Source organism: Thomasclavelia cocleata, assembly GCF_900102365.1.
GTDB lineage: Bacteria > Bacillota_I > Bacilli_A > Erysipelotrichales > Coprobacillaceae > Thomasclavelia > Thomasclavelia cocleata.
This window is the reverse complement of record NZ_FOIN01000032.1, coordinates 1-18,737: the sequence shown is the minus strand read 5'-3', so window position 1 is coordinate 18,737 and position 18,737 is coordinate 1. Positions and strand designations below refer to the sequence as shown.

The window sequence follows — 18,737 nt, the reverse complement described above, 5'->3', positions numbered from 1 at the left end:
CTAGTGTTTGTAATAAAATGTATTATTTTTTCAGTCATCGTTTCATTGATTAAAATAAATGATAATATATCATCTCATAGAAAAATAGTATTTGATTTAATTGGTGTTTTAAATATAAAAAAGAGTTAATAGTATTTTCATAAAAGAGTAAAAAATTTAAATTTACTTACGTAAAGTCTGATAATTGTGATAAGTTTGTATTTTCTAGAAATGGTAATTATTTGAAAGTATTCTTTTTAGAAAATAGAATTTTGTGGTAATAAAGCTGCTGAAATTTAGAAATTGTTATTAAATAAGAAAGCGGTTAGTGAAAGTATGTAGTAATTTATGTTAGAACTGTCAGAGTTAATATTATTTAAAACTATGTGATATTTTATTAATAATAATGCACAATATATATTTAAGTATATATAAGATATTAATCGGGGAGGATTATGTATGAGGAGAGTACCATTAGTTAAACAAAGAGAAAGTACTGATTGTGGTGTGTCAGCTTTACAGATGATATTTTTATATTATAAAAAAAATATTGATATAAATAAATTAAGAAGATCTGTTGGCACAGATTATCTTGGGACTTCTATACGCGGTTTAGAAAAGGGGGCGAGACTTGCAAATTTTGAGGTTAAAATAATAAAAATCAAAGAAAACGACTTACAAAAAGGTTTTACTTTACCAGCTATTGCACACATAACATTATCAAATGGTGGCACACACTATATTGTTATAACAAAAATTAGAAAAAAATATGTATTTTTCAATGATCCAATTGGAAAAAGAAAAAAAATTACAATAAGTGATTTTAATTTGATTAGTGATGGGATTTTTATGCTACTATATCCTAAAAATAATCAAATTGATGAAAGTTTAATTTTGAATAAAGAAAATAAAGTTTACAAATTATATTATAATTTATTAAAAAAACAAAAATTAATTGTTATTCAAACTATCATAGCATCATTAATATTTACTGGATTAGGAATCATATTTTCATTTTTTAATAAATATTTAATGGATGAAATTATACCATATAAATTAGAAACAACAGTATTATTATATTGTATTGTGTTTTTTATATTATATTTATTAAATCATTTTTTAATATTTATTAGATCTGTATTCTTGTTGTATTTATCGCAAAAATTAGATTTAGATATTGTTTTAGATTATTTTAATCATATTTTAAAATTACCAATGAATTTTTTTCAGCTTAAACGTGTTGGGGATATAATAACAAGGTTTACTGATTCTATGACAATTAAAACTATTCTATTAGAGGTAACCTTAGGTATATTAATAGATATAGTATCTTTGAGCATAGCTATGATTATTTTAATAAACTTGAATGTAAAACTTTTTGTTATTATATGTATTGTTGTATTTTTAAATGCCTTGCTAATATATCTATTTAAAAAACCATATGAACATTTTAATAAGAAATCAATGGAGTTAAATGCAAAATTAAATTCAACAATAATTGAAGCAATTTCTAATATAGAAACAGTAAAAGCACATTCGTATGAAAACGTTCTTTTAGAAAGAATAGAGGAAGATTTTATACCTACGTTAAGACTTATTTTTAAACAAGGAATACTAACAAACGTACAAGCTGTTTTAGCAGGTGTGCTTAATTCAATCGGAAATTTGATTCTAACATATATAGGTGTTAATTTAATTTTTAAAAATGAAATGTCAATAGGTACATATTTATCATTTATATCATTATCATCATATTTTATGTCGCCGATTTTGAGATTTATTAGTCTTCAACTATAAATACAGGAAGTTCAAATAGCATCTGACAGAATGAATGAATTATTGCAATTTGAAGAAGAGAAAAATTCCGGAATAACTATTAATAAAATTAATGAAATCTCCCTATCAAATGTATCTTTTAGATATGGTGAAAGGAAAAATACACTTACTGATATTAATTTGAATATAAAACATGGAGAAAAAGTTGCGATTGTAGGGAAAAGTGGTTGTGGTAAGTCAACTTTACTAAAATTATTTGTGAGAATATGTGTACATGATCAAGGTGAGATTAAATTTAATGGTTTAAATATTAAAGATATTGATATTTTAAGTCTTAGAAAAAAAATATCATATGTCCCTCAAAAAGCAGAAATTTTTACTGGAACTGTCAAAGAAAATTTATGTATGAATAATAAAGTAAATATCGAAAAGATAATATCAGTATGTAAAAAGATAGGCTGCGATGAATTTATATCAAACTTACCACATCGTTATTCAACAATTTTAACTGAAAATATTAATATTTCAAGTGGGGAAAAGCAAAAAATAGCTTTAGCAAGAGGAGTAATAAATGATGCAGATATTTTATTGATGGATGAATCAACAAGTAATATGGATTTAATATCTGAAAAAATAATTTATGATAATATATTAGAATATTATAGTGATAAGACGGTTGTAGTTGTATCGCACAGAGTTAGTTCTATTAAAGATTTTAAAAAAATTATTGTATTAAATAACGGAAAAATTGAAGCTATAGGAGATCACAAAAAGTTGTTGGAAATGTCTAATACCTATAGGAAGTTAGTAAAATATGGAGGATAATAGTTATGAAAGAATATTTGATTGATGATTTAAATAATAAAAGATTTATTTTTGATAAACAACCTCCAAGAATTATTAATTATTTTTTGATTATTGTATTATTGGTGACTTCTATTTTAATTTATTTATCATTAACGAATAAAAAAATAGAAGTTGTTAAAGTGGATGGTGTTTTACAAGCTGAAGATAAAAGTTTGGTTGTAAATAAATATCCAGGCGAAATTATAAAAGTAAATGTAAATGAGGGGAGTTTTGTTAATAAAGGAGATATTATAGTTGAAATTAATAGTAATGATATTGAAAAAGTACAATTAGTTAAAAATATCGAATATTTAAGTAACAGAATTCAATTATATGAAAAACTTCAAGAAAATTTAAAAAATAAAACTAATTCATTTAACTCTAATGACCTAATAGAACAGGAGTTCTATTATAAAGTAGAGAAATATTTTATTGAGTGTTCAGAATATGAGGTTAATAAATCATATTTAGAAAATTTAGGGTATGATGAAGTACAAATAAATGAGCAAGTTAGAATATATGATATAAGAAAAAGATTTTTTTTCCTAGATAATTATAATAGTGCAACAAATGAAAAAAACACCTTACAAAATCAAGTTTTACAATATCAATCCCAATTAGAAGCAATGGAAACAAAAGAAATTAATATTATAGCAAATAAAACAGGCATAATTCATTTAAACCCAAAATTGAAAAATGGTATGTATATTGAAGCTGGACAAGAAATTGCATCAATTTCTCAAGAAAGTACAAAACAGAATTTTGTAATTATGATACCTTCAAAAGATAGAAGTGTTGTTAAAGTTGGAAATAAAGTTGATATTTTAATTGATGGGTTAAGTCAACAAGAGTATGGAACTTTACGTGGAACAATTAAATCTATTGATATAGATTCATCTGTAAGTTATGATGAAAAAATTTATTTTAAAGGTGAAATTTTATTAGATAATAATTATTTACTTAATTCAAAAAATGAAAAAATTAATATATCGAGTGGGATAACTGGAACTGCTAGAATTCAGTATAAAAGTAAAAGCTATTTTAAATACTTTTTGGATATTTTAGGTATTGAAATATAGATTAAATAAAAAGAGGAGTGAGAAAATATATTATTAATAGAAAAACATAGACATTAATTATATGTTGATATTTAAAGTAATTTATATTAATAGCAAAATAAGACTTTGATTATATGTTTTGCATCTACTGGATGTGGACAGAAATGGAGGAAAATATGAAAAAGAAAAAAGGGATTTATTGTAATTGTGATTTTAAAGAATTGAATGAATTTCAAAAAGAAGATGTTAATGGTGAAGGTATATGGTTTGATGTTGCATTATGTTTTGTATCATGGAAAGTAGGGTTGGCTGTCACAGTAATAGATCATATTGCTATGTATTTTGTTGGAACTACAGTAACTGACTGGATTGAGTCACATGTAAGCGAGACTATAATCAAGAATTTAGGAGGTAATGCAAAAGCAATTGCATACCAACCACAACCAGTTGATTCTGGATATCCACCAAATTCATATCAAGCTCTATTGTGGGCTCAACAGAGAAGAAAATTGAGATATGAAAAGGCATAAAGAAATATGAAAAATTAAACAAATTTATAAAATATCCAATCATTATTATTTTTTAAATCAAATGGGAAGGGGTATATTTTGAAAAAAATTGTTGAGAATATTAATAAAAAAACAACTTCAAAAATATTAGTCAATATTTTGTATGCAGCTATATCTATGTTAATTGGATTTATTTTTGTTTTAATATCTATAACTATTAATGCTTGTGGTATTCGTTTTGCTGGTAAGAACTTTTCTACATTTTTATTACAGGGATTTATAGTATTTTCTATAATATTCTTCATAAAGTTTAAATCAATAGAAAAAGATCAAAAGATGAAATAATGGAAGCTGTTACCTTAAATATTTATATTTCAGTACAATATCATTAAGTTAGATTAATAATCTATAATAATTTAAATATACAAATTATAAGATAAAGGTTGCTATAGAATAAATGATATTTTAAAAGAAGGATGATTATTAGATTTATAAGGGGGCTGTAACGACTAAGTAATTTTTGTTAATTATTTAGAGCGTTCAGCTCTTTTTTTGTTAATCCCTTTCATATAAAAAAATCCATAGAAGTTGTTTCATTGTGAATAACTTTTATGAATTTTTGACGCACTTAAAAAGAACTTGCTCTTTTTCAAAAAAATTTGTTTTTTAATTTAATTCTGACAATAATTTCTCCGCCTTTTTCTTATTTTCTATTTATCTTCGGTGATATTTTCTAATATTTTGTCCTATTGCTATCATATATATTTCCAATTTCACACCGGATTCTCTTCTTCGGCGTAATCTGTTATATCCTTGATTTTGTTTTAAATCGCCGAATGTCCCTTTGTTTCATTACTTCTTTGAAACATCAATTTTATCCTTTCTTCACTTTGTACATTCTTTTTGACTTTTTCATGAAATGAATCTAATTCTTCACAATAGGTGTTAATTACTAAATTAAATTAAAAGAATCAACTATATATTAATCAAATTAGATTAATCAGTTGATTCTTTTTATGTAGAATAATATGATTGTTTTTTTTCGTTTTTTTGAAACTGAAATATAGATTATGGTTTATAGCTTTTTTTAACCATTGAATCCTTAAATTGAACCGTTGGATCAATAAATATCATAATAATAAATAATTGATGTATAATAAAGATAAGAAGAATACTATTATAATTTTCCAATAATATTTAAGTAAAATATGTAAAGAAGGTGAAAATATGAGAAAAGTAATTATAAATGTAATGTTACTTATTATTGGAATTGCTCTATCTAGAATATATTTTCTTATATTCGGCTATTTTATAAATATGTTTTATGATATAGGAGAAGGACTAGGGATTACTTCATTGATGTTTTATTTATATCTTATTATGGCAATTCCATTAATTTTAATTGTTTTAAAGAAAGTTAAAGAAATATTAGATTGAGGATTATAATAAAAACTTTATAGAATGATATTATTTATTAAAAAGGTTTTGTGATAAAATTCAGTTCCTGAACGATTTAAGTTAAATAACTTTATATATTTTAGCAGAGAAAAATAGTATAAAAAGGAGGTATTGGAGTTTACAATATGTTTTTGGTTTTTATTAAATTTATGTTATTTAATGCAAATATAGAAAATATAATATCATTACAATTTTAAATTATAAAATCTATTTATTATTGATTAGTTAATCTATATATTTTTTATCATGTATCAATTAAAATACAAATAGATGATAGATAGTTTGATATTGAATTATAAAAATTAGCATTATAAAGGGGAAGCATGTTTTATGAAAATAATTAAATATTTTTTAACTGTTTTTTTAATCGCAGTACTGACTATTATAGTATTTATTTTATATATTGGAGTGATGAATCTTATATCTTCTCCAGGAAGTCATTCTGTAATGGGGGATGTAATAATACCTGTACTATTTATTGCTATTCAAATTTCTATCTTGGGTGTATATATAAGGCATAAATTTAAACAGTTAGAAAATGAATTTAAAAAAAATGATTAAATTTTTTGTCATTGTTTTATTTGCTATACGAATGATAGTAGATAATAACTTACTTTTATAATCACTTGAATATGAGTTTTAAATATTTGGTGAAAAAATATTTTGAAGATTATTAATATGAAAAAGTGGTTTAGAATAATAATATCTTTCTTTATGGTTTTATTTACAATTAAAATCTAATGTTGAAACTTATAGAAATAAAACTTTGTTTCAATCAAAAGCTAGTTTAAAACAGGATGATATTATATACACAGAACTATCAGAAGCATTGCAGAATTATCTAAAACATATTTGGATTTTAAAAAATTGTACAGTGGGTGAATTAAAAAATAGAAATTATACCAATGATCAAATTGACACAATATTAAATTTATTTTCATAATACTTATAAAGGATAGATATTCTGTTCAAGAATTCTATCCTTTTTAGAAATCAAAATAACTTGTTATTATAGATTGGATCATAAATAAAACATTATGTATTATAATGGAGCAGTACTATTTACCAATAGTATTCTTATTGGTTTTTATCCGATTGCCCTAAAAAGATATTGAAGTTGGTTGAAATATTTATAATGTATTGATAAAATAGTATCATTAATTATGGGGAGAGATAAATATGAAAATAGCTATTTTAGATAATGATAAATATTTTTGTGATAAGATTAAACAATTAATAATTGATAATAGTTATGTTAGTGGATTTGATATTGATATGTATGAAAGCCCACGTATTTTTTTGGAAAATAGAAATAAATATGATATATTGTTTTTGGAAATAGATTTATCAGAAATAGATGGAATTGATATAGTTAGAAAATTAAAAAGTAATCAAATAATCATAGTTGTTGTTACAAACTCATATGATAGAATTACAGAAGTAATAGGAATAAATGTTGCTGGTTATATTATTAAGAATCAAATTGATATTGAATTTAAAAAGATTGTTAAAGAAATTTTAGAATATGTAGTTATTAATAAAAATATTATGATAACTACAAAAAATGATATTTATTGCTATGAACCCGCTGAAATATTACTTATTGAATACATAGATAGGCATTTATATGTTTATAAGAAAAACGGATATGATGATTTAGGATATATATCAATCAAAGATGTTATTAAAACACTACCAATACAATTTGTATTAGTGAATAAGAATCAAATTATAAATATTGATAAAATAGCTTTTATGGTTGGTATGAATATAAAATTAAAATATAGTGATATGATAGTAGAGGTTAGTAGAAGAAAAAGAAGAGAAGTATTTGAATTGATGATTAGAGCAATAAATCGTATATAATTTACTCGAAGAAATTTAAAAAAATGTATAGATAAAAATTTGGATTATTAAGATAATAATAGTGTTGTGTGATTATATTATCTGAATATAATTAGTTGGATATTTAATCAGGAAAAATGAATATTAGATATAAATTTATTATTTGCACTTATGTTGTTTTAGCGGTAAAATAATGCAAAGGGGTGATTTAGATGAATGCTGTATTTACAGGTGATAGTACAAATATGACACCATACATAGTATTGATGGTAGTAGCAGTAGTGGTTATTGCAGGTGTAGTTATTTATAAAATGAAAAATAAAAATAAATAATTTATAGAAAATAGATTTATATGTAAAAAGGCGAAATCAATTATAATTGATTTTGCCTTTTTACATTACTATTACTAACGATAAGCTGTTTCTAAAGCTTTTTTTAAGACTTTTGGATCTTTATTATAAGGGGTAACTTTGCAAATTGGTTTATTAATGCCTAATAATTTATAAACTGCAATTCTTGCGGCTCTAACAGAATATTCTTCAGTGAAAACCATATCTTCAGGAATCTCTACAAATTGTGAAATCATCGCAAAATTAGTGGACCCTTTAGGAACTACATTAGGACGATCACTCATTTTACGTGGTTGGAATTGAGCGTCAACATAAGGCATCATACAAGGAATAACGTTGATGATATCTTCTTTGATTTCTTCTTTACGATCGATTAGATGCAGATGATACAATAATTCATCAATTATTTCTTCACCTGTACAATCCTTCATTGGTTTTTTAATATAATCACCTAAACGATCTGTATATAATCCATAGCCCCAGAAAATTGTTGTATTGGCATCCTGTGCTTTAAAATGTGGTTGTGCTGCAATTACTATTGACATTAACCATGAAGAATCCTTAAAAGTCATCAAAGCCCCACTGCCAGGTATGTTAGTTGTAAATTCTTCAATCATTTTTAGAAATTTATTTCCTCTTAAAGTTACTGTAATACTTTCCCAGTTTGTTTCCCTGGCATTATTAAAGAATGGTTCTGGATTACCTAGATTAGGTTTCTTTTTAGCAACTTTATACCATAATTCACCTGATATTGGTCTTTCAACTGGTTTTGGGGCAGGAGTTTTATAATCACCTAATGTAGCGCTATCAGTCATACAAGCATTTGTCATAATACATAAATCATTATCATTAAGTATTATCTTTTCTTCTTTACCGTTTTTATTTATATGGATAACTTTAGCGGTTATAGTTTCATCGTCTTTGAAATCAATATCTGTAACTGTCGTATTTGTAATAAAATTAACATTATGACTATCTAAATATTTTTTAATTGGTAAAATAACTGATTCATATTGATTATATGGGGTTCTGGTTACCCCAGCTAAAGTTTCGATTCGAGGAAATTCAAAAATCATTCGATTCATATAGCGTTTTAATTCAAAAACACTGGACCATTTTTGAAAAGCAAAAGTAGTTTGCCACATATACCAAAAATTAGTAGTAAAAAAATGTGGAGTATCTTTAAACCATTGTTCAATACTAATGTCATCTAGTTTAGATTCAGGAGTAATCATTAGTTTTCCTAAAGTTAAACGATCATTATTATCAAATCCCATTGATTTGACATCAAGAATTTTACCATGACGATCAATTAATCTTGCACGAGCTTCAGTAGGATGTAAATGATCAAAATCTAAGATTTCTTTAGTAACACTTTGACCAGGATGATCAATTGATGGGATTCGATTAAATAATTCCCAAAAGTTTTCATAAGTTTCTTCATTTAACATACGTCCACCACGACAAATAAACCCGTTTTCGATAGATCCAGCACCATCGTTGCTACCACCAAGAATTTTCATGCCTTCAAAAATATGAATATTTTTACCATCCATATGTCCATCTTGAATCAAATAAGCAGCAGCAGCCATACTAGCAAGACCACCACCAATTAAATATACTTGTTGATTGGTAATTTTAACTGGCTCTTTAATATCTTCTTTATTGTTAAAATATTTTTTAGTGATTACTGCTCCAACACCAGTGAGAAGTGCAGCACTAGTCAATAATTTTGTTTTAGTTTTCATATTATCGATCCTTCTTTCTTTTACAGTTAATAGTATAGTCAAAAAATAAAAAAAGTATTTAAACAAAAATTTTATTTTGTCTAAATACTGGACAGATAATAGTAATTGTCTAATTTTTTAACAAATTAGCAGCAAAGATTTCGCTTTGAGTAGCAATTTTTTTTAATTTTTGTGCTAGTTTTACTGGTTCTATTTTCATGTTTGTTTTAATCCAATGAAGAACAGTACCTGAAATACCATAAGCGTAAAATTCGCTAAAAAAATTTTTTTCTTGTGTTGATACAGAGTAGTTGGAATCAAGTTTTGTAATGGCATCATAAAAACATTTTTGTGCTAAATTAAAAAGATCTTGATAAAAATATTGTTCATTAGTATTAATTGTATTAATATAGAATTCTTTTTCTTGATGTATTTTTACTAAAACTTTAAGTAAGCATTGATCCCAATTATCAAATGTAATTATATTTTCAATATTTGCAAATAATTCATCATAGTAAAGCCATTGTAATAAATCGTATTTATCTTGAAAATGATAATAAAAAGTTTGGCGGTTTAAACCACACTTATTTGTTAGATCATTAATCGAAATTTTTTCAAAATTGCGGTATTGACAAAGTTCTTTTAAAGTTTTAGCTAGAGCCCGTTTAGTAATCAAAGAATCAGACATATAGTTCACCTCGAGGTCTATTGTATCAAATTTTTATGAATAAAACATTTATATTAATAATAATCTTATTATAATAAATATATAATCTTACGTTTGTTATGACGAAAGATAAAAAAGGGGAGATGTTTGGTTAAAATTAAAGGCTTATTAGTGAAGATGACTTAATCGATGAATTATTAGATGCTATAAGTAATTTAATATAAAATAACTGTATTAGAATTAAGTGTACTAAAAATATGTAAAGATGGAAAAATTATAACTTGTGATTTTAAATTGTTACAAAATTGTGGATTAGCAATGTTGTTGAAAGAGTGTTTTGATCTTGAAATAATAATGGACAATGATGTCAATGTTGTTAACATAGGATTTGAGATTCATTATCCAAATGTTATTATTTAGTGTTAATGTATTAATTTAAAATTAAATATATTGGATGTGGCATTTTAATTGATCATCGATTATACAGAGGGTATTTTGATTTTGTGGGTGAACTATCATATTTACTGTTTGTTAGCTATTACGAGCAAGAAGAAATGCTGCTTAAAGACTTACTATTGAAACAATTAGCAACGTTTTGTTGTGTTATCAATCCAGAAGTTAGCGGTGTTTGTAGTGAGGTGTTTAAAGAGTTTGATTTGAGCCAATTAATTACTTGTCTACAGAACATTGGCCTAAAATTATTGATATCGATATTTTAGATTGATTAAGTATGGATTGTATTGAAGTATTAAAAAATAAAATGTGAAAGAGAGATAATTAAATGGAAAAATATATTGATTTACACATACATTCAAAATATAGTGATGATGGTGAGTTTACCCCGATTCAATTAGTTGAACAATGTTACAAAGCAGGGATTAAAATTATGTCAATTGCTGATCATAATAGTGTTAAAGCAATTGATGAAGCAAAAGAAGCTGCAGCTAAATTAAATATTAAATATATTCCTGGTATCGAAATTGACTGTACTTATAATGGAATTAATTTACATATTTTAGGCTATGGTATAGATTATAGTCATGATGACTTTGTTATTTTGGAAAAAAATATTTTAAAGCAGGAATTAGAGTGTTCTAAGGAAAAAGTAAAATTAACAAATATGTTAGGTTTTGATGTTGATCAAGTGGCATTAGATGCTTTGAGTGATAATGGTGTCTATACAGGAGAAATGTTTGGTGAGGTATTATTAAATGATCAGCGTTATAATGAAAATACTTTGTTAAAACCATATCGTAGTGGTGGAGAACGAGGTGACAATCCATATGTTAATTTTTATTGGGATTTTTATGCTCAAGGGAAACTGTGTTATACAGAAATAGTTTATCCGACTTTAAAAGAAGTAATTGATTTAATCAAAGGGCATGGTGGAATAGTTGTTTTGGCTCATCCTGGAAATAATTTAAAAGGTAAATTTAAAATTTTTGATGAGATGGTGGAATTAGGGGTAGAGGGAGTTGAAGCTTTTAGTAATTATCATAGTCCTGAAACAGTTGAATATTTCTATCAGGTGGGGAAAAAACATCAAATTTTAATTACATGTGGTAGTGATTATCATGGTAAAACTAAGCCAGCAATTGAACTTGGCGAATGTCATTGTACGATTGATGAACATGATATTGAAAGTCAATTAAAAGAATATAAATTAATCTAATTATAAGGGGGATGGAGAAATCTTTTTTATCAAAAATAATTATAATTGTTCTTTATTTGATACAATCACTGTGCTATAATCGGGGCGTATAAAAGGGGATCAGTAACATGGATATAAAAAAGAAGAAATGTTTGATTAGTTTTGGCGCAGTATTTTTATCATCGTTAATCATGGCTTTTGCAACAAAAAATTTAGTAAGACCTGCTGGTATTTTGTCAGGTGGCTTTATGGGTATCGCTATTATGGTGGATATGATTGGTGAGTTGATTGGGATAAGTATTCCTACATCAATAGGTTTGCTATGTTTAAATATTCCAGTGGCTTTATTTTGTGTTAAAAAGATTTCACCACGATTTGTGTTTTTTTCACTATTACAAGTAGCTTTTACTTCATTGTTTTTGCCATTTGTTCCACGTGTACTTTTGTTTGATGATAAAATTTTAAATGTCATTTTTGGTGGGTTTTTGTTTGGTGGTAGTATTGTTATTGCTTTGAAAGGAAATGCTTCAAGTGGTGGTACAGATTTTATTTCTTTATATGTTTCTAATAAAAATGGTAAGGAAATTTGGAATCAGGTATTTGTTTTCAATGTTTTAATGCTTAGTGTATTTGGCTGTATTTTTGGTTTTGAAGCAGCAGGTTATTCAATATTGTTTCAATTTTTATCAACTAAAACAATTTCTACTTTTCATACTCGCTACAAACGAGTGATGATGCAGATATTTACAAAGCATAAAGATGAAGTTATGGCAGTATATTGTGAAAAATTTCATCATGGAATCACAGCTTTAGATGGTATAGGTGGTTATTCTAAATTACCAGTGTCAATGTTGACGGCAATAGTTTCAAGTTATGAAGTTGATGATGTGATTACAGTGCTAAAAGAAGTAGATCCTAAGGTTATTATAAATGTAAGTAAATCAGAAAAATATGTTGGGCGGTTTTATAATGCACCATTATAAATATATTTTATTTTTTAATTTAATTAATAAGGGGTTATAGGTTACAAAAATGATTGTTCTGGGTAACCTTTTTTTGAGAGGTTAATAGTTGTTTTATTGAGTAGAAATTTAATTTTTTACTTTTTGCATATGATTTATTAATAAAGTTGATTGTTTATAGGATGTTCGATAGCATAGAATCCGCCATTAAAACTGTAAGCATCATAACCTTGCATAGTGAGTTGTTTGGCTAATTCTAGAGATCTTTTACCACTGTAACAAATTAAATAAATTGGCTTGTTTTTAGACAAATGAGGGGGATTGTTGATAAAGTTCTCATAAGGAATATTAATGAATTTTTGTAAATGGACTTTATTAAATTGTAATGAATCTCTTAAATCGATAAATGTATAATCATGTTTAAGTAATTCTGGTAATTTGTCGATGTTGATTAATTGGTTGTTTTCCATATATTTCACCTCATTATATTATATGAAATTAATTGAAAACAATGAATAACAGTGATATAATTCAGCCATGGAGGAATATTAAAAATGGATAAAAAAACAATTAAAGATATCGAAGTCGCTGGAAAAGTAGTTTTATGTCGTGTTGACTTCAATGTACCTAGAAACAAAGAAACTGGAGAAATTACTAATGATAATCGTGTTGTAGCTGCTTTACCTACAATTAATTATCTATTAGAACAAGCTCCAAAATGTGTGGTTTTATTTTCACACTTAGGAAAAGTAAAAACAGAAGAAGATAAAGCTAAAAATGATTTAGCAGTTGTTGCTCCTTGTTTAGAAAAACATTTAGGAAAACCTGTTACTTTTGTTAATGCAACAAGAGGTGCAGTCTTAGAAGATGCTATTAAAAATGCAACTGATGGTGCTGTGATTTTAGTACAAAATACACGTTATGAAGCTGGTGAATCTAAAAATGATCCTGAACTTGGAAAATATTGGGCTTCATTAGGTGATGTATTTGTTGAAGATGCATTTGGATCTGTACATAGAGCACATGCTTCAACTGCTGGTATTCCTGCTCACTTACCAAGTGCAGCTGGATTCTTAGTAGAAAAAGAAATTGCTTATATTGGAAAAGCTGTAAATGATCCAGAAAGACCTATGGTTGCTATCTTAGGTGGAGCTAAAGTTTCTGATAAGATTTTAGTAATTGAAAATTTATTAAAAGTAGCTGATAAAGTAATTGTTGGTGGTGGTATGACTTATACATTCATGAAAGCTATGGGTCATTCTATTGGTAACTCTTTAGTTGAAGATGATCGTATTGAAGTAGCTAAAGAATTGATTGCTAAAGGTGGAGATAAGTTAATCTTACCAGTGGATTCAGTAATCAATACAGCATTTGCACCTGAAGGTGATATTAAAGTATGTGGTGAAGATGTACCTGATGGATATATGGGATTAGATATTGGGCCTAAATCTGTTGAAAATATTAAAGCTGCATTAGATGGTGCTAAAACAGTAGTATGGAATGGACCAATGGGTGTATTTGAAATGGAACCATTTGCTAAAGGAACTATCGCAGTATGTGAAGCTTTAGCTAATTTAGACGGTGCTAACACTATTATCGGTGGTGGAGATAGTGCCGCTGCTGTTATGCAACTTGGATATGCTGATAAAGTTTCTCACATCTCAACTGGTGGTGGGGCTTCATTAGAATATATGGAAGGTAAAGTTCTTCCAGGTATCGCTGCAATCGATGATAAATAATAAGGGGAAATTATAATGAGAAAACCAATTATCGTAGGAAACTGGAAAATGAATAAAACAATCGCTGAAACTAAAGTGTTTGTTGAAGCTGTAGATGCTAAGGTATCTGATAGTGCTGATTGGGGTATTGCAACTCCATATTTGGCATTACAAACAGCTAAGGAAGGAACTAAAAATTTATTAGTTGCTGCTGAAAACTGCCATTTCAAAGATAACGGAGCTTATACTGGTGAAGTTAGTGTTGAAATGTTAAAAGAAATTGGAGTTGAATGGGTAATCTTAGGTCACTCTGAAAGAAGACAATATTTTGGTGAAACTGATGAAACAGTTAATGCTAAAATGTTACAAGTATTAAAAAATGATATGACTCCAATTGTTTGTGTTGGTGAAACTTTAGAAGAATATGAAGCTGGAACAACTAAAGATGTTGTTAAAACTCAAACAGTTGCAGCTTTTAAAGATGTATGTCCAAAATGTGCATCACGTAGTGTGATTGCATATGAACCAGTATGGGCTATTGGAACTGGTAAAACAGCTACTAATGAAATTGCTCAAGATGTTTGTGCATATATTCGTAGTGTAATTGCTGATTTATATGGTCAAGAAGTTGCAGATCAAGTAAGAATTCAATATGGTGGTTCTGTTAAACCTGAAGGTTTAAAAACTTTACTAGAACAACCAGATATTGATGGTGCTTTAGTTGGTGGAGCATCTTTACAAGTAGATTCTTATCTTGCAATGGTTGAAAATTTAGGATAATAGATAGAGAGACTTCGTTGAAGTCTCTTTTTATGTATAATTTTATGTTTATAGGATATAATAATTAGTGAGTTTTGTTAAAGAAATAACAAAGCATATTAGTAACTATTATTGTTAAAGTGTGCTATAGTGTGATTGCAAGGGATAAATAAATTTAAAGGAGGCTTGAAGATGAAATTATTGAAATGTCCAATCTGTGGAAATGTTGTTGAAATGGTTGAGGATCATGGTGTACCATTAATGTGTTGTGGTAAAAAAATGGAAGAAATTAAAGCAGGGGCAGTTGATGCAGCAACTGAAAAACATGTTCCTGTATTAAAAGTAGATGGGGATTGCCTAACTGCAGTAGTTGGTGATGTAATGCATCCAATGACACCAGAACACTTAATTAGTAATATATGGATTGAATTTGCTGATAGTAGTATTAAGAAAGTTACTTTAACTTCAGATGATGAACCAGTTGCGAAGTTTAATATTGCTGGTAAAAGTGGTAAAGCTACTGTTTATGAATATTGTAATCTTCATGGATTGTGGAAAACAGAAATTGAATTATAGAGACCTCCATTGTGGGGTTTTTATTTTTGGTTTAAGTCGCTAGAGGAATATGAAAAGAATGACCGTTGAATACAAAAATCTAACCGTTAAATCCAAAATAGTTAAAAAAATATTTAAAGGTTGTATAATAAAATCAGATAATATAAAAATTATAGCTATAGTTTTATTGTGTTGTGGAGGTGAAACTAAATATTTGTAATATTAATGTTTAAGTTGTTTGTGTAATTAACCACATATTGTATTTTGGTATCGCTTATTTTTATTAAAAGTTTTATATGTTGAAATATAAAATAAGGTTTTTTAGTAATCTGATTATTTCAATTGATGTTAAAATTTACTGCTGTATTTGTTTTTTTGTGAGTTAGATAAATTATAGAAGAAATTTTAAAAAATAAAGTTAATTATAATATTAAAGAGAGGAGAAATATGAAATTTGTATTATATATAAATTAGCTCATATAAATTTAGAATATGAAAAAAATTATATTAATATTATTGTCGGTAATAATTGTTGGAAGTACTATGAATGTAGGAGGATTAGAAAAAGAAACATTATTAATTAAAACTGAGGACACATCTCTTGTGGATCAATATGCAAAAAATACAGTATATGAACTTTTATTGACACATACTAATTATGATTATGAGATTTGTAATAGTATTAAATTGGGTGGTGGAATAAAAGTGTATAATCAAGAGAATTTAAATTACTATTTATATCCTATATTTATTAATGAAAGAGTTAGGTATGTATATAGAATTGTTCATGATGAGAAAGGATATTCTGGAATTGTTAGCGAATTGCTTGCATACCAATTTAATGAACTTATTGAAACAAAAACAAAAAATAATGTGATTGCTATCTCTAATAATGATTTAGTTGTTAGTTCGGATGATAATATTATTGTATGGTCAAATGATAAGCTTAATAATGTGGAATATTCAAAAGAGTATATTATGTATTTGAGTAAAGAAAAGAAAAGTGTTATGGAAAAGGATGTGTTATCATTTATTGAAATTCCAAAAAAGACATTAAAAGTTGAAGCAAGAGCTTATTATAATCTGGCTATAGACTATAAAGATGTACAAGGGAGCAATCCATGGTGTGGAGGACATGTGGCAGCAAATATTATTAGATACATGACAGGGAATACAACAGTATATGCAAGTACAATAGCTAAATTTGGGGGAGTATCAGCAAATTCTTCTATTTCTAGGTCTTTGATAAAAAATTATGCAGCTGCTGTGCCCGGAATTTTAGTTTCGGAATATAATGGTGTTGGAAATCTTACATATTCAGTGGTAGAGGGTCAACTTAAAGTTAAACGTCCAATATATGGAGCGTTTCATTATGCAAATAATAGTTCAGCAAGACATGCTATAGTTGTTCATGGAATTGATGGGGGGACAGTAAAAGTACGGAATCCATGGTATGCATATTCAGAAACTTATCCCTTAACAAATTATGCTTATGTAGCAGCGAATGGGCAAAAAATGATTCAGGATGGATTTATGACGTTTGCTAAAGTTAATTAAATAATAGGAATTTAGGTTTATTTAAATTAGAAAATAAATGAATATGTATTGAAAGTAGAGGGTATTAATGAAGAATTCTATATTATACAAAGGATTGGTCTGTGGGTTAATTTTATTGTTTTTAATAGCTTGTTCAACTGATAAATCAAAAGTTGATGGTGGATATAAACCAGGTATAATGTACAATGGCGAGATATATTGGTTAGATAAAGAATGTTCTAATACAACTAGTATAAATGAAGAATATATTTTGATAGGAGAAGTAAATGAGGCTTGTGATAATGATTTACAAAAACCCACTAATGATTTACAAGTTACAAATGCTTTGATAGAGGCAATTGGTAGTAAAGTTTATTATAATAAAAAGGATAATAAAATAGTGATATATAATAAAGAAATAAAAGAATATGTATATTACAAATAGATACATCTAATTAGTATAAAGGTGGGAATTTTTGGTAAAAAGGATTTTCATCTTTTTACTTTTATGTATTATATATTGAATTCATAAAGAATTAGCTTTAAATATGTAACTATTCACCAACAATTTATACAGAAAAATAAGTACTATGAAAAAGTTTTTCAGTTTCTTTCTGTGTTCTTGGTTGTTTTGTTATATCATCTTTTTCTATTTTTAATTCTTTGTTTTTCTGTTTAAAAATAGTTAATGCTTTTAAGAACGCTGGTTTATAACAATAGCCATAGTTCACTGTTTTAAGTTTTTTTTATTGCTGGTTTTTAATATGATAATTTCATCAGAAAGTTTAACGGTTCAATATTCAAGATTATTTACCATCTTTGCAAGCTTTTCATCAAAATATTCTTTATGTTTCAATATAAAATTATAGGATTTTTATTGTGTGTTCTCGTTAAAATCATTGCCTATATTGATTCTTTGTTATAACACAGAGTTTTAACAGGAAAGTGTAAATAATTTCTTTATTATTCAAATACTAAAAAATGAAGAAAAGCTGTAAGCGTCAAATAACATACACCTTAAAAACACCATTATTTAGTTTATAATAATGGTGTAATAGTTATTGAGCACTAAAAGATCATATTTCTATGATTTCTTAGGATTATATAATTCTTTTGGTAGTTCTGCCCACGGCATTACTGATTCTAATAATTTTTCGTCATTCATGTCCTTACCAGGTAAGATGCTTAAAATATAATTAAAGTAATCATACGGTTTTAGATTATTTAGTTTTGCTGACTCAACAAGGCTGTAGATATAAGAACTGGAATCTGCACCCTTTACTGTATTCATGAACAGCCAGTTGTTTCTTCCGATTGTAAACGGGCGTATCGCTCTTTCCG

General features: G+C 26.6%; 20 protein-coding genes and 1 pseudogene. 16 read left to right on the top strand and 5 right to left on the bottom strand.

Annotated features, from left to right (window positions below; all coding sequences use genetic code 11):
* The first annotated feature begins 438 nt into the window (after window positions 1-438).
* The 5 genes from BMW96_RS10505 (at window position 439) to BMW96_RS10485 (ending at window position 4,513) form a co-directional block, all read left to right on the top strand.
* Window positions 439-1,776: an ABC transporter transmembrane domain-containing protein gene (locus BMW96_RS10505; RefSeq protein WP_092355495.1), complete on the top strand. Its 1,338-nt coding sequence runs from the start codon at window positions 439-441 to the stop codon at window positions 1,774-1,776.
* Between the two features lie 30 nt (window positions 1,777-1,806).
* Entirely contained in the window at window positions 1,807-2,580 is a 774-nt protein-coding gene (locus tag BMW96_RS10500) for an ATP-binding cassette domain-containing protein (RefSeq protein ID WP_092355493.1), read from the top strand.
* A 5-nt stretch (window positions 2,581-2,585) separates the two neighbouring features.
* Window positions 2,586-3,680, top strand: coding sequence for an HlyD family secretion protein (locus tag BMW96_RS10495; protein WP_092355491.1), 1,095 nt, complete (start codon window positions 2,586-2,588; stop codon window positions 3,678-3,680).
* Window positions 3,681-3,835: 155 nt separating this feature from the next.
* Window positions 3,836-4,189, top strand: coding sequence for a hypothetical protein (locus BMW96_RS10490; protein WP_092355489.1), 354 nt, complete (start codon window positions 3,836-3,838; stop codon window positions 4,187-4,189).
* A 78-nt stretch (window positions 4,190-4,267) separates the two neighbouring features.
* Window positions 4,268-4,513: a hypothetical protein gene (locus BMW96_RS10485; RefSeq protein ID WP_092355486.1), complete on the top strand. Its 246-nt coding sequence runs from the start codon at window positions 4,268-4,270 to the stop codon at window positions 4,511-4,513.
* A 369-nt stretch (window positions 4,514-4,882) separates the two neighbouring features.
* Here BMW96_RS10485 and BMW96_RS14835 read toward each other — a convergent pair.
* Window positions 4,883-4,999, bottom strand: a pseudogene (locus BMW96_RS14835) (hypothetical protein); the annotation flags it as partial.
* Between the two features lie 396 nt (window positions 5,000-5,395).
* Here BMW96_RS14835 and BMW96_RS10475 point away from each other — a divergent pair.
* From BMW96_RS10475 to BMW96_RS10460, 4 genes are all read left to right on the top strand, one after another.
* Window positions 5,396-5,605 carry a hypothetical protein gene (locus tag BMW96_RS10475; RefSeq protein ID WP_092355483.1) on the top strand — a complete coding sequence of 70 codons (210 nt, stop codon included), beginning with the start codon at window positions 5,396-5,398 and terminating at the stop codon, window positions 5,603-5,605.
* Window positions 5,606-5,956: 351 nt separating this feature from the next.
* Window positions 5,957-6,187, top strand: coding sequence for a hypothetical protein (locus BMW96_RS10470; RefSeq protein WP_092355480.1), 231 nt, complete (start codon window positions 5,957-5,959; stop codon window positions 6,185-6,187).
* A gap of 618 nt (window positions 6,188-6,805) precedes the next feature.
* Window positions 6,806-7,492, top strand: coding sequence for a LytR/AlgR family response regulator transcription factor (locus BMW96_RS10465; protein WP_092355477.1), 687 nt, complete (start codon window positions 6,806-6,808; stop codon window positions 7,490-7,492).
* Window positions 7,493-7,683: 191 nt separating this feature from the next.
* Window positions 7,684-7,803 carry a cell wall anchor protein gene (locus tag BMW96_RS10460; protein ID WP_092355474.1) on the top strand — a complete coding sequence of 40 codons (120 nt, stop codon included), beginning with the start codon at window positions 7,684-7,686 and terminating at the stop codon, window positions 7,801-7,803.
* 74 nt (window positions 7,804-7,877) lie between these two features.
* Here the strand turns inward: BMW96_RS10460 and BMW96_RS10455 are convergent, their stop codons facing one another.
* Together BMW96_RS10455 and BMW96_RS10450 are read right to left on the bottom strand one after the other, a co-directional pair.
* Window positions 7,878-9,569, bottom strand: coding sequence for an oleate hydratase (locus tag BMW96_RS10455; protein WP_092355471.1), 1,692 nt, complete (start codon window positions 9,567-9,569; stop codon window positions 7,878-7,880).
* Window positions 9,570-9,678: 109 nt separating this feature from the next.
* On the bottom strand, window positions 9,679-10,236 hold the full coding sequence (locus tag BMW96_RS10450; protein ID WP_092355468.1) for a TetR/AcrR family transcriptional regulator C-terminal domain-containing protein: 558 nt from the start codon (window positions 10,234-10,236) through the stop codon (window positions 9,679-9,681).
* 760 nt (window positions 10,237-10,996) lie between these two features.
* Here BMW96_RS10450 and BMW96_RS10440 point away from each other — a divergent pair.
* Window positions 10,997-11,887, top strand: a complete 891-nt coding sequence (locus BMW96_RS10440) for a PHP domain-containing protein (protein ID WP_092355465.1) — start codon at window positions 10,997-10,999, stop codon at window positions 11,885-11,887.
* Window positions 11,888-11,994: 107 nt separating this feature from the next.
* Entirely contained in the window at window positions 11,995-12,849 is an 855-nt protein-coding gene (locus BMW96_RS10435) for a YitT family protein (RefSeq protein ID WP_092355462.1), read from the top strand.
* 137 nt (window positions 12,850-12,986) lie between these two features.
* Here BMW96_RS10435 and BMW96_RS10430 read toward each other — a convergent pair whose 3' ends face one another.
* Window positions 12,987-13,298, bottom strand: coding sequence for a rhodanese-like domain-containing protein (locus BMW96_RS10430; protein ID WP_092355459.1), 312 nt, complete (start codon window positions 13,296-13,298; stop codon window positions 12,987-12,989).
* Window positions 13,299-13,382: 84 nt separating this feature from the next.
* Here BMW96_RS10430 and BMW96_RS10425 point away from each other — a divergent pair, with 84 nt between their 5' ends.
* The 5 genes from BMW96_RS10425 to BMW96_RS10405 all read left to right on the top strand — a co-directional run bounded on the left by BMW96_RS10425 (window position 13,383) and on the right by BMW96_RS10405 (window position 17,841).
* Window positions 13,383-14,567 carry a phosphoglycerate kinase gene (locus tag BMW96_RS10425; RefSeq protein WP_092355456.1) on the top strand — a complete coding sequence of 395 codons (1,185 nt, stop codon included), beginning with the start codon at window positions 13,383-13,385 and terminating at the stop codon, window positions 14,565-14,567.
* A gap of 15 nt (window positions 14,568-14,582) precedes the next feature.
* A complete protein-coding gene (gene tpiA / locus BMW96_RS10420) occupies window positions 14,583-15,326 on the top strand; it encodes a triose-phosphate isomerase (protein ID WP_092355453.1) in 744 nt (247 codons plus the stop codon).
* 171 nt (window positions 15,327-15,497) lie between these two features.
* Window positions 15,498-15,881 carry a desulfoferrodoxin family protein gene (locus tag BMW96_RS10415; RefSeq protein ID WP_092355450.1) on the top strand — a complete coding sequence of 128 codons (384 nt, stop codon included), beginning with the start codon at window positions 15,498-15,500 and terminating at the stop codon, window positions 15,879-15,881.
* Between the two features lie 522 nt (window positions 15,882-16,403).
* Window positions 16,404-17,417: a papain-like cysteine protease family protein gene (locus BMW96_RS10410; RefSeq protein WP_157796041.1), complete on the top strand. Its 1,014-nt coding sequence runs from the start codon at window positions 16,404-16,406 to the stop codon at window positions 17,415-17,417.
* A gap of 67 nt (window positions 17,418-17,484) precedes the next feature.
* Window positions 17,485-17,841: a hypothetical protein gene (locus BMW96_RS10405; protein WP_092355445.1), complete on the top strand. Its 357-nt coding sequence runs from the start codon at window positions 17,485-17,487 to the stop codon at window positions 17,839-17,841.
* A gap of 639 nt (window positions 17,842-18,480) precedes the next feature.
* Here BMW96_RS10405 and BMW96_RS10400 read toward each other — a convergent pair.
* The coding region (locus BMW96_RS10400; protein WP_143050737.1) for a transposase domain-containing protein at window positions 18,481-18,737 on the bottom strand (257 nt) is incomplete at its 5' end.

Coding starts and splice junctions, on each gene's coding strand:
- BMW96_RS10505 (WP_092355495.1), top strand. CDS start 439: ATGAGGAGAGTACCATTAGTTAAACAAAGAGAAAGTACTGATTGTGGT.
- BMW96_RS10500 (WP_092355493.1), top strand. CDS start 1,807: ATGAATGAATTATTGCAATTTGAAGAAGAGAAAAATTCCGGAATAACT.
- BMW96_RS10495 (WP_092355491.1), top strand. CDS start 2,586: ATGAAAGAATATTTGATTGATGATTTAAATAATAAAAGATTTATTTTT.
- BMW96_RS10490 (WP_092355489.1), top strand. CDS start 3,836: ATGAAAAAGAAAAAAGGGATTTATTGTAATTGTGATTTTAAAGAATTG.
- BMW96_RS10475 (WP_092355483.1), top strand. CDS start 5,396: ATGAGAAAAGTAATTATAAATGTAATGTTACTTATTATTGGAATTGCT.
- BMW96_RS10470 (WP_092355480.1), top strand. CDS start 5,957: ATGAAAATAATTAAATATTTTTTAACTGTTTTTTTAATCGCAGTACTG.
- BMW96_RS10465 (WP_092355477.1), top strand. CDS start 6,806: ATGAAAATAGCTATTTTAGATAATGATAAATATTTTTGTGATAAGATT.
- BMW96_RS10460 (WP_092355474.1), top strand. CDS start 7,684: ATGAATGCTGTATTTACAGGTGATAGTACAAATATGACACCATACATA.
- BMW96_RS10455 (WP_092355471.1), bottom strand. CDS start 9,569: ATGAAAACTAAAACAAAATTATTGACTAGTGCTGCACTTCTCACTGGT.
- BMW96_RS10450 (WP_092355468.1), bottom strand. CDS start 10,236: ATGTCTGATTCTTTGATTACTAAACGGGCTCTAGCTAAAACTTTAAAA.
- BMW96_RS10440 (WP_092355465.1), top strand. CDS start 10,997: ATGGAAAAATATATTGATTTACACATACATTCAAAATATAGTGATGAT.
- BMW96_RS10435 (WP_092355462.1), top strand. CDS start 11,995: ATGGATATAAAAAAGAAGAAATGTTTGATTAGTTTTGGCGCAGTATTT.
- BMW96_RS10430 (WP_092355459.1), bottom strand. CDS start 13,298: ATGGAAAACAACCAATTAATCAACATCGACAAATTACCAGAATTACTT.
- BMW96_RS10425 (WP_092355456.1), top strand. CDS start 13,383: ATGGATAAAAAAACAATTAAAGATATCGAAGTCGCTGGAAAAGTAGTT.
- tpiA (WP_092355453.1), top strand. CDS start 14,583: ATGAGAAAACCAATTATCGTAGGAAACTGGAAAATGAATAAAACAATC.
- BMW96_RS10415 (WP_092355450.1), top strand. CDS start 15,498: ATGAAATTATTGAAATGTCCAATCTGTGGAAATGTTGTTGAAATGGTT.
- BMW96_RS10410 (WP_157796041.1), top strand. CDS start 16,404: ATGAATGTAGGAGGATTAGAAAAAGAAACATTATTAATTAAAACTGAG.
- BMW96_RS10405 (WP_092355445.1), top strand. CDS start 17,485: ATGAAGAATTCTATATTATACAAAGGATTGGTCTGTGGGTTAATTTTA.